Below are 2,724 nucleotides of genomic sequence, written 5' to 3'. Positions count from 1 at the left end.
CCCATGCGCTGGTCCAAACCAGCGAACCCAGGCTCTATGCCAACATCATCCTGCGCAAGGGTGTGATCTATCCGAAAGAACCGGGCACGCAGGCGGCCGAGGTGGATCCTTTCGTTTACTAGCCAAGGGTCTGGTTCCGCCGTTCAAGCCACGATAGCCTTCGCTGCGCGTCTGAGTAGGCGCGTGGCGCTCGAAACCCCTGCTGATCCCGGCACGCCGGAGATGCTCAAGCTGCCGATCCGGCCAGCCGCGGCCGTCCGCATCCCCACACCCGATTGGCTGCGCAAGTATCGATGATCTCGTTGAGGAGGCGACCACGTAATGGGCTCCTTATTGAGGAGTACCTCCGCACAGGCAATGCCTTGCCTGCGAAGCAGCACCGACCGGTGTGGGCTGATGTTGAATTCAATCCGATGCGCCAGCAGCAGCCACAGACGGGAACATTCCTGCGATGAGTCGGTTAGCCGGCATCCAACCAGGAGGATGCCAATGTATCACCATGTAAAGAAGCTCATGTATACCGTTCGCGTTGACGAACCTGATCCGAAATTCGGCAATATGCTGCTTGAACAGTTCGGTGGCGCAAACGGTGAACTTGCGGCGGCCATGCAATACTCTATTCAAGGTTTGAATTGCGAGGATCCCGGTCGGAAGGACCTCCTGATGGACATCGGAACCGAAGAACTCAGCCACCTCGAGATCGTCGGGACTCTTGCAAGAATGCACCTCAAGCCGCTGAAGTCAGTCAGAGAGGAGGCGGAAGCCGACCCGCTGATCGCCATTGCAGGCGGCGGTGGCGTGAACCTTTTCAATTCGATGGGAAACCCCTGGACGGCCGATTATCTGAAAATAACAGGCGAGCTGGATGTGGATCTGCGAAGCAATATAGCCGCGGAGGCCCGCGCCAAGATCGTCTACGAACGCCTGATCGACTTCTGCCGCGATCCGGGGACCAAGGATGCGCTGCAGTTCCTGATGACCAGAGAGATCACCCACATGCGTGCTTTCGCCCTCGCCCTCGAAAGCATGGGCAAGCCCTCGCTGAGCGTCGGCAGGATTGCGCCGACTGCAGGACTGGTCGATCAGTTCTTCAACGATTCCACGGGTCAAGGGGATTTAGGTGAGGTTGACACCCGCGGTCCATGGAATGAAGGAGGCCCCTGGGAATTCGTGGAGGCGCCGGCCTTCCAGGATCTCCCGGGCGTTGAAAACGGGGGAACGGCAATTCGCGCTCAAAGTGCTCCCCCTGAAGGAGCGGAAGCGATTCAGGAGGTTCTTGTGGATGAGCTCCGTGACCTGCTGCATGCGGAAAAGCAGCTTTTGAAGGCGCTTCCCAAAATGCAGAAAGCCGCGCGCACGCAGCAGCTCCAGACCTTGCTGCGCAACCATCTTGCCGAGACGGAGGCGCAGGTCGAGCGTTTGAACGAATGTCTACGCATCCTTGGCACCTCGGCTCGCGCAAAGCCATGCAAGGGCATGGCCGGCCTGGTTGAGGAAGGCGAGGAAGTGATGGCGGAAGGAAAGAAAAAGGAAGACGCTCCCGCTGATCTGGCTTTGATTGGAGCGGCGTTGCGGGTCGAGCACTACGAGATTGCCGCTTACACCACCGCTCGCAATATGGCACTTCAACTTGCGCAGCCGGCGGTCGCGCAATTGCTAACATTGTCGCTGGGTGAAGAGCAGAATGCCGGCCAGTTGCTGGATCAGGTTGCCCAACCGCTGATGTCGGCGGCGAGAATGCCAAGTAGCGTCCTTCTGACAGTTTAGCCGTGCGGAGCGGGGAACGCGTGGCGGCCACCTACAGCGAGGCAACGAACTGAGGCCGATGCCGAGGGGCGCCTTTTCCCGCATTCAAAGTTGCTGCAGGGGCACCGCGCCTAAAAAAACGCGCGGTGCCATCTGCATGAAGTGCGTCACTGTCACAAGGGGAAGCCTATCGTTGACCGTCCATATTAATGATATATATCATCAATAAGTAAGCTATAATGGCGGCCGCCATCATAGCTGGAAATGGCCGTCGAAAGGACCGTGACGTGCGGATCACCAAGGAAAAGAAGCAGGAAAATTACGACCGGATTATCGCCACCGCGTCAGAGCTGTTTCGCGAGCGTGGATTCGATGGCGTGGGCGTCGCGGAATTGATGGAGCGCGCGGGGCTCACCCATGGCGGCTTCTACAATCACTTCCGCTCCAAGGAGGAGCTGATCGCGGAATCGGCCGAGAATGGTTTGAGCGAGACCTTGCGGCGCTACGCCGGTCACGAAGTCCTCGACGTTATGGAGCTTTATCTTGCACGCGAACACCGAGATGGGCGCGGCCAGGGGTGCACGGCCGCAGCACTGAGTTGCGATGCCGCCCGACAGCCCGAGAAAACCAAGGCCGTTTTCGCTGCAGGAATAGACAAGCTGGTGCGCGCGGTGGAGGGTGGCATTGCCCAACGTCAGGGTTCCGGCGCCGGCGGGCGGGCGCAAGCCATCGCCATTCTCGCCCAGGCCGTTGGCGCAATCGTGCTTTCGAGGGCCTGCCCGGACGATTCCCCACTGGCGGACGAGCTGCTCGACGCCTGCCGCGCGGATTGCCGCGACGCCATTGAAAATCGGACGCGGAAACGATAGAGCCACGCATACGCCGGCGCGACCAACGTCAATTCGCAACGGCGATGACCACCTTGCCTTTGGCACGCCCGGTCTCGACATAGGCCAGCGCATCTGCGGTCTTTTCAAA

Annotated in this window: 2 protein-coding genes and 1 pseudogene; all 3 read left to right on the top strand. The window is 59.5% G+C overall.

The genetic code is table 11. The features are described 5' to 3' along the window. Positions 1–122 (top strand): annotated as a pseudogene (locus A7X77_RS31220) (transporter); the annotation flags it as partial. Positions 123–489: 367 nt separating this feature from the next. Next, positions 490–1,767, top strand: a complete 1,278-nt coding sequence (locus tag A7X77_RS31215; protein ID WP_064686642.1) for a DUF892 family protein — start codon at positions 490–492, stop codon at positions 1,765–1,767. A 266-nt stretch (positions 1,768–2,033) separates the two neighbouring features. Next, on the top strand, positions 2,034–2,615 hold the full coding sequence (locus A7X77_RS31210) for a TetR/AcrR family transcriptional regulator (RefSeq protein WP_064686641.1): 582 nt from the start codon (positions 2,034–2,036) through the stop codon (positions 2,613–2,615). Positions 2,616–2,724 lie beyond the last annotated feature (109 nt).

The organism is Rhizobium bangladeshense, assembly GCF_001662075.1.
In the GTDB taxonomy this organism is placed as follows: Bacteria; Pseudomonadota; Alphaproteobacteria; order Rhizobiales; family Rhizobiaceae; genus Rhizobium; species Rhizobium bangladeshense_B.
The sequence above is the reverse complement of the archived record's forward strand: the minus strand, read 5'-3'. Positions and strand labels throughout refer to the sequence as shown.